Source organism: Clostridium sp., assembly GCF_050717535.1.
Taxonomy (GTDB): domain Bacteria; phylum Bacillota; class Clostridia; order Clostridiales; family Clostridiaceae; genus Clostridium_AD.
Genome location: NZ_JBOITM010000083.1, coordinates 66299 through 73823 on the forward strand (window position 1 = coordinate 66299; position 7525 = coordinate 73823).

The 7525-nt window shown below is 28.0% G+C and carries 10 protein-coding genes; all 10 read left to right on the forward strand.

Annotation, left to right across the window (positions count from 1 at the left end):
• Positions 1–8: 8 nt before the first annotated feature.
• A complete protein-coding gene (locus ACREVU_RS17650) occupies positions 9–740 on the forward strand; it encodes a Qat anti-phage system associated protein QatB (RefSeq protein WP_431552911.1) in 732 nt (243 codons plus the stop codon).
• Positions 724–2139: a Qat anti-phage system QueC-like protein QatC gene (gene qatC, locus ACREVU_RS17655; RefSeq protein WP_431552912.1), complete on the forward strand. Its 1416-nt coding sequence runs from the start codon at positions 724–726 to the stop codon at positions 2137–2139. Before ACREVU_RS17650 ends, qatC begins: the two co-directional genes overlap by 17 nt.
• A 2-nt stretch (positions 2140–2141) precedes the next feature.
• Complete coding sequence (locus ACREVU_RS17660; protein WP_431552913.1) at positions 2142–2882, forward strand: TatD family hydrolase; 741 nt, start codon at positions 2142–2144, stop codon at positions 2880–2882.
• A gap of 52 nt (positions 2883–2934) precedes the next feature.
• Entirely contained in the window at positions 2935–3213 is a 279-nt protein-coding gene (locus tag ACREVU_RS17665; protein WP_431552914.1) for a hypothetical protein, read from the forward strand.
• Positions 3204–3494, forward strand: coding sequence for a hypothetical protein (locus ACREVU_RS17670; protein WP_431552915.1), 291 nt, complete (start codon positions 3204–3206; stop codon positions 3492–3494). Before ACREVU_RS17665 ends, ACREVU_RS17670 begins: the two co-directional genes overlap by 10 nt.
• A gap of 26 nt (positions 3495–3520) precedes the next feature.
• On the forward strand, positions 3521–4393 hold the full coding sequence (locus ACREVU_RS17675) for a DNA-deoxyinosine glycosylase (protein WP_431552916.1): 873 nt from the start codon (positions 3521–3523) through the stop codon (positions 4391–4393).
• A 282-nt stretch (positions 4394–4675) separates the two neighbouring features.
• Positions 4676–5476, forward strand: coding sequence for a hypothetical protein (locus tag ACREVU_RS17680; protein ID WP_431552917.1), 801 nt, complete (start codon positions 4676–4678; stop codon positions 5474–5476).
• A 461-nt stretch (positions 5477–5937) separates the two neighbouring features.
• On the forward strand, positions 5938–6216 hold the full coding sequence (locus ACREVU_RS17685; protein WP_431552918.1) for a hypothetical protein: 279 nt from the start codon (positions 5938–5940) through the stop codon (positions 6214–6216).
• 222 nt (positions 6217–6438) lie between these two features.
• Positions 6439–6651, forward strand: a complete 213-nt coding sequence (locus tag ACREVU_RS17690; protein ID WP_431552919.1) for a hypothetical protein — start codon at positions 6439–6441, stop codon at positions 6649–6651.
• A gap of 570 nt (positions 6652–7221) precedes the next feature.
• A partial coding sequence (locus tag ACREVU_RS17695; RefSeq protein ID WP_431552920.1) for an RNA polymerase sigma factor occupies positions 7222–7525 on the forward strand: 304 nt, incomplete at its 3' end.

Below are 7525 nucleotides of genomic sequence, written 5' to 3' on the forward strand. Positions count from 1 at the left end.
GGGATAAAATGGGGACTTCAAAGAGCTATTTACCACCAACTGGTAAGTTGTGGAGTGATACAAAGAGAGCTGTTACAGGAATGGCAAGAAATAATTTTCAAAGAGCTTCTATAGGAAAAGCAATGTTGAATTTTTCTAATGCCACGATGTCTTCTAATGGAGGAGGTAATGGATTTAACACATTTACCACAACAAGTGCAAAAACAATAGATTTTTTTAATATTGCAAAGGTGTATGGCTTTGATGAAGCATTAAATAGAGCTGGTATACAAGATTTGATTGGAAAAACTAATGAAGAAATATATATTGGTCTATTAGACTATTTTGCTGGTGATGGAGGTAGTCTTGATAAGAATATTGTTAGAGACAGTATGTCCGAATTATTAAAAGAGACTATGTTAGATGTAACAGAAGAGAAGGATTATGATGAAATAATTCAAAATATGGATATAAATAAATTTATAGTAGATTTTATTACATTATTCATACAAAAAAGTTTTCTTACAAACTTCTCTGAAAAAATAGAGGGATTGTGTAAGAGCTTAGATGAATATATCAAGGCAGAGAACACCATAAAGGATTTTATAAGAATAGAAATTGAAAGAAAGTATACATTTGAGGATTTAAGTAAAGTTGAATGGAAGAGTAGTCAAGGTAGAGATTTTATTAACAAAAAGTGCCAGGATGCTTTTGAAATATTTAAAATGTGGAAGGAGGATTTAGATGAAAATATGGATTAATAAACAAAATGAGGAAATGCCATCTAAACAATATGAAGAAGCACTGATTTTCAATATATTAGATAAGAGTAATAAATCTAACGTTAAAACTGATGTTGAAGAGTTATGGAAAATGTTTGGTTTGGAAAACTTGTCAAATATTAATGAAGATTTATTATTAATAGGAATTTCCTTGTTTTGTACTGATAAAAGGGTTTTTAGAAGTAAATTTGAAGATAGCTGGACAAGGGTTTTAGAGATGAATATTCCAGTTATTGAACTGGAAAAGTGGAATAGTGTTCAGAAGGAACTTGAATCAATGTTAGAATTTCTAAGTGGAGATATTTGGAGTATTGAATTTAGAAAAAGTAATGAGAGATTAAGAACTAATAATAGAAATTCAAAAATGGAAGAGATTAAAGTAAACAAATTTGATGCTGTTTCTTTATTTTCTGGAGGTTTAGATTCATTCTGTGGAGCATTAAAATTAATGGAAGAAGGGGTAAGAACCTGCTTTGTAGGGTTCAGGGAATACAATTTAGTATCAGAAGGTCAAATGGACTTGTTTAATGCAATAGATACATATTATTCAAAAATCAATAAAAAACCAATATTGTTTAGTGTTACACCGATGGCACCACTTGATATAGATGGCAAACCCATTTATACCAAAATAGAAAGTACGAGTAGAAGCAGGTCATTTTTATTTTTAACAGGAGCAATTTCAGTTGCATCAATGTTAGGGGAAAAAACCCCTGTTTTTATACCTGAAAACGGATTTATAGGAATAAATGTACCGTTAACAGACAGCAGGAATGGAAGTTGTAGTACAAGAACCACCCATGTGTATTTTATAAATTCTTTCAATGAAATACTCGATAAGTTAGGGATAGGCAATAAGATTAGTAACTTTTATTCCTTTAAAACTAAAGGGGAAATTGTTAAAGAGCATAAGGATAACCCTGTTTTCAAGCAGTATGCAAGGAAAACTATATCGTGCTCACATCCATGTCTATGTAGATATGATGGAATTAAACCACCTAAAAATTGTGGATATTGTTACCCTTGTTTAATTAGGAAAGCTTCATTGAATACAATTGGGCACAATAATGATGAATATAATCCTAAATATAAGCTAAGCAACACCTTTATATCAGAATTTAATGCGATTAATGGTAAAGCAAGTGATTTGAAGGCTTTATTATTAAGTGTAAAAAGATACTTAAATCATAAAGATGATAAAAATTATATTAAAAATTTGTTGTTAAAACATGGGAAACTGTCTTTTGAAGAGCTAAATAAATACGAAGAAGTTTACTTAAAGTCTATGGATGAAATATTGCAGATGTTTATTGAAGAAGACAAAAAAAATAATGGAGGATTGCTTAATTATTTAGGTTATAAAAAGGAAGGAAGATAAAAATGAATAACCTTGTAGATTTTCATATACATATAGATTATTATAAAGATTATCTTAAAATGTATAATTGGTTTAATAATAATAAAGTATATGCACTGTTTGTTACTAATCTCCCAGGTGTTTATGAAAGATGCTTGTCTACATTTAAAGATTCTAAATATGTGAAATTTGCTTTAGGGTTCAATCCACAACTTGCAGGAACAGAAAAATTCAGTAAACAGCTCTTTAATAGATATTTACATACAACAAAGTATATTGGAGAAGTGGGGTTGGATTTTTCAAAAAAATTCAATTCACATATGAATTTGCAAATAGAAATTTTTAATTATATTTGCAAGAAATCTGCTGAATTCAATAAAATATTATCAATACATTCAAGAAATGCAGAACAAGAAGTATTAAATATCCTCAAGATTAATAATATTAAATTTGCGGTATTTCATTGGTATACAGGGGATTTGAATTTAATTGATAAAATTATTGAAGAGGGATATTATTTTTCAGTTAATAGCTCAATGTTAAGAAATGAAAAGGGTAGAAATATTATAAGCAGGATACCTATTGAGAGGATACTTATTGAAACTGATGGCCCTTTTGGAAAGTTTAATAACAAGCCAGTTTCTCCTGAAAGTTTAGATGACATATATAGTTCCTTTGAACAGGTTCTTAATACCCGTGAACTCAGGAAAATAGTATTTAATAATTTAGAGACATTACTAAAATATCAGCAGGACAAAAATTAGTAGTAATACATGAACAGTTAATAAAATTTGATTTTTAAAACAGGAGGTGGCTATGGCTATATTCAACGAAGTATATAATAAATTGGTTGAAAAAGGACCAACTAAGGTAATATCAAGCAGAGGAACAGAATATAAAGTGGAAGCAAGAAATGGTAATATTATAGCTTTCCCAAAGTCAGGTAGATTAACAATACATGAGGATTGTTGGGGTAAGGCAATAACTTGCAGGGGACAAGAGCTGGGGGGATATATAGCGGGCCCTACTCAATCTATGATTGGTATAGTGATAATGTTTAAATTATTTGAACTGGAGGTCTTATTGTGGCATTAAGTTTTGAGGAAAAGAAAAATATATTAAATAAATATTCAAATTTAAGAAAAACAAATATAAAACCAGATAAAGTGAACTACTATTATGACCAAGCTAAAAGCAGGAGAAAAGTAATTGTAAGAGAATTGGTTAAGACAGGAAATGGGTATATTTATGTTGGATATTTAGATGAGTATAAGGGTAAAGCTGACGATAGAGGTTTTATAAATATAAACAAACATATTAATAATGAAAATGAGTTTAAAGTTTTAATAGATAAAGTAATAGCATCTTTTGAATAAAAGAAGAATGAAAGTGGGTAAAAGGTATGGTAGAGGGATTTGCACCAATAGTAGATGAAAACTGTGAAATATTAATTTTAGGTACTATGCCAAGTGTAGAGTCTTTAACGAAACAAGAATACTATGCGTTTGAGAGAAATCAATTTTGGAAAATTATATTTTCTATATTGGATGAAGAGATAGCTGTTGACTATGAATGTAAGAAAGCAATTTTATTGAATAATAAGATTGCTATTTGGGATGTACTAAAAAGTTGTGATAGAGAAAATAGTAGTGATTCTAACATTAAAAATCCTGTAGCAAATGATTTTAATTCTCTATTTATTAAGTATCCTAATTTAAAGGATATTTATTTTAATGGTAAAAAGGCAGAAGCCCTTTATAGAAAGTTAGTAGGTAATAATGTAAATAATGATGATTTAAGGCTATTCAATTTACCATCTACAAGCCCCGCTAATGCAGTGAAATTAGAAGCTAAGGTAAATGAATGGATACGAATACTATTACCACTTAAGGGGTGGATTAACACCGATATTTTAAGCATCAATGCTTGTGTTGGTGGATATGGTGGTGCGTCGTACCAAGTAGATATAGATATACCCAATAGGGTAGCCGATTATAAATATATGGAATTTGGGTATGAATTGACAGTTGAAAAAAAAATAAAACTTTTGCAACATAAATTAATAAAGTTTATATCTGGATTAGAAAAGAATAAAGTATTTAAATGGAAAAACTCTTATGAACCTTTACATCCAGTTTGTGATGGGACAAGTTGGAGTGTACATATCGTTACAAAGGACAAGAATTATTCTTTTGAAGGGAACAATGAATATCCAAAAGAATGGAGTAAATTTTGTAAAGATATTAGGTTATTAATTAATGAGGAGTTTTTTTAAGTTTATTATTTAAGTTAAACCAGTGAGATAAATATAATCTTACTGGTTTTTGTTATGTTAAAGCCCTTATTTAAGGTTGAAAATAATAAATTATGATAATAATAAACTAAAAGGATGTTGCAGTATTTTCCTGTTTTATATTAAATGTAGTAAATTCTATGTTTTTTCATATTTTTATAACTTTATTGTAGTATATTACGATTACTTTATATATAATATGGTATAAATATTAAATAAAAACAGGTGAAGTTGATATTTTCAAATGATAAGGGGGAATTTAAAATGACATGTAGTAACATAAGAAGGGTAACGATTAAAGTGTCCGTAAAAAATATTTCTGTGGAACTTCCAAGGGAAGCATATATTGAGTTTGATTCAGAGCATATGGTAGTAGGCAGGATTTCGTTAATACCTAAGGATGTAGTAAAAGAAATTGATAAAGTAGTTGCTTCTCTGAGAACTGCATTCTACAACTCTTTAATCGTAGATAGATTGGGGAATAAACCAATATATTATATGACAGATGAAATGATTATAGAATTTGAAAAGAAATTTAATGAGTTAAAGGTAGAATTTCAGAGACAAGCAAATGAAATTAATTCAAACTATGGTGTTTTTAAAGATGATTTAATAGAAAAAATGATTCCTTGTTTTAAAGAAAAAAGTGTTCAAGATGAAATAATAAAGCGTTTTAGAAAAGTTTTAGTTGCTCCAAATGAATTTTATGAAAAAACATTTTCTTTTTCATTTAATGTAGATAAAGAATGTAATTATAATAACAATAAATTTTTATTTTTATTGTTTAGGGAGAAAATACTTAGTGAAATGGAAGGTGTAGCAAGTAAACTTATTGAGACAGCTAATGTTGATGGAAAGTTAAATGTTAGAAGCCTTAGACGAATTGAAAAACTAATCAAAGACTCTAAAAATGCTAATGCAGATGGAGATAAAACTATAATTTCACTGATTGATACTTTTGAAAGTTTACAAACTTTAAATATTGAACAACCTAAAATTGCATATGAAAAAGTTAAGGAAATAAATAAAATAATATCACAGGAAATTACAAAAATACGTCATTGATTGAAAAAGCACAACTATATTGTGCTTTTTTCTATTTACCTATTAATTTTAATTTCTTTCTTGTTTAACTAAACTATAATTTAGAAAAATGGAATTAATATGGCAATATGCGGGGGTATATGTTTTAAATATAATGAAGCTTTATAAGATTATGGTCTTAGAGCAAGGGACATATAAAGAGGCTAACAGCCAAGCATTTCAAATATATATTTTATTGACTTGAATTATTTAAAATATATAATTAATTGACTAAAGAGAACATATAAAAATCTGTTGTTTATTGACAAATATTTACAATAAGTGACTTTTGTGCTATAATCTATTTTGTATAACCTGAATTAGAGGGGGAATGTAGAGTGAGAAAAAAGTATTTTGGAGCTACGGGGTACATTTCTGAACTTGCCTTATGATTGTACTTAGGATGCCTTGTAAAAGCAATAATATGAGGTTAGGAGATGATTATGTATTATAATCTAACATTACAACCAGACGGTCTAATATGTGTTTTGGAAGCCGAAAAATTACATGAGGGACTTATTAATTTATTCTTTAAGCTTACAGGGTACAATAGAGATAAAGAATTTGTGTTTAATGGTATGCTAACAGATTCACCGTTTCAAATGAATGATATAATGATTATTCCCTTAAAGGAAGTAACGGATATTTTTTCTTTTTTAGAAGATGATTTTTTGAAGGGTGATTTATACCAAGAGTTTAAAAATAAGATTGAGGAGATGTAAAAGAGTGGGTGGCAAAGTGAGAAGAAAATACAAAAAAACTATTAAAGTAATAAAATTAAATAAGTATGGGGAAAGCACTTGCTGTTATAAAAACAAAGCAAGTGCTTTTATTATTTTCAATAAAGTTTAGAAGTAAACATTATTGAATCAATCAGCAGTGCGGCCAAAGTATTAATCGGACAGATGCATGTGAGAAAACATAAAATAACAGGAGAGATTATTATGAATAGAAGAGAAAGATTAAAAATAATGGTAAATATTATATGTCGCATGGGAATAATTTTATCAAATGTCGGGTTATTTTTATGCAGTATATTAATGTTTAGAGGGATAATAACTAAACAGGGTGATATTATAATATTTTCAGTACAAGTTTTTATTATATTTATGATTACCTTACAATTAAGCAAATATTTTAAAAATTACTTAGATTAATAAGACAGTACCAAGTAAGAAGGAAGAAGAAACCAAAGTCATAAAAAAGTTTTATACTCTGAGAAATTCAGAGTATTTTTTATTACAATAAATTGAGGCATATTTAAGATGTTGATTATATATTTTTTAGAGAACAGAATAATATGGTTCGTTTGTCACATAGAAAAAAACATGCATTCATGATTTATGACCAATTTTAGGAAATAATGATATAATTAAATAAATTGCCTGTGTCGACCTGTATTTTATTACGTAATACTCTATTTAAAAGAAAGACAAAGAGATATGATAAAAAGCATATATAGTTAGTCTGCTAAAGACGATAAATATTGATAAGTTAGTAATTGATGGACCGACTTCTATTTTTTTTAGTTATGTTGGGGGCAAAAGTTCAAAATATTTGCATTATCCGCTCGAAGGGGATTTATTATTGTAACTACAAGAAACTTCATATTTAAACGTAAGGAATATCAGTAATTGATGTTTCTTTATTTTTAAAAAATAAAATCGGAATATAGTGTAACATAAATGGTAGTGGTTCGTTTATTAAGTGAAAGGGGTGAGACTTTTGTGAAAAATGATGAGTTTGAGATTTTATACAACAGATATAGTACAGAATTATATATTTACGCACTTTCCCTATGTAAAGACCATCATTTATCCCAAGACTTAGTAAGTGAAACCTTCTGCAAAGCCTTATTATCTATTGACATCAACCAGCATTATATTAAATTTTGGATGTTTAGAGTGTGTAAAAATCTATATTTAGACTATTTAAGGAAAAATAAATACTTACAGGATATTGATATAAATTTTAATAAACTATTAGTTGAAGAAAATGCATTAGAAAAAATCATATTAAGTGAAGAACGCA

What these genes read in the sequence shown, in the direction of transcription:
- ACREVU_RS17685 (WP_431552918.1), top strand. Translation starts at nt 5,938, where the DNA reads ATGTATTATAATCTAACATTACAACCAGACGGTCTAATATGTGTTTTG.
- ACREVU_RS17665 (WP_431552914.1), top strand. Translation starts at nt 2,935, where the DNA reads ATGGCTATATTCAACGAAGTATATAATAAATTGGTTGAAAAAGGACCA.
- ACREVU_RS17650 (WP_431552911.1), top strand. Translation starts at nt 9, where the DNA reads ATGGGGACTTCAAAGAGCTATTTACCACCAACTGGTAAGTTGTGGAGT.
- ACREVU_RS17690 (WP_431552919.1), top strand. Translation starts at nt 6,439, where the DNA reads ATGAATAGAAGAGAAAGATTAAAAATAATGGTAAATATTATATGTCGC.
- ACREVU_RS17675 (WP_431552916.1), top strand. Translation starts at nt 3,521, where the DNA reads ATGGTAGAGGGATTTGCACCAATAGTAGATGAAAACTGTGAAATATTA.
- ACREVU_RS17660 (WP_431552913.1), top strand. Translation starts at nt 2,142, where the DNA reads ATGAATAACCTTGTAGATTTTCATATACATATAGATTATTATAAAGAT.
- qatC (WP_431552912.1), top strand. Translation starts at nt 724, where the DNA reads ATGAAAATATGGATTAATAAACAAAATGAGGAAATGCCATCTAAACAA.
- ACREVU_RS17680 (WP_431552917.1), top strand. Translation starts at nt 4,676, where the DNA reads ATGACATGTAGTAACATAAGAAGGGTAACGATTAAAGTGTCCGTAAAA.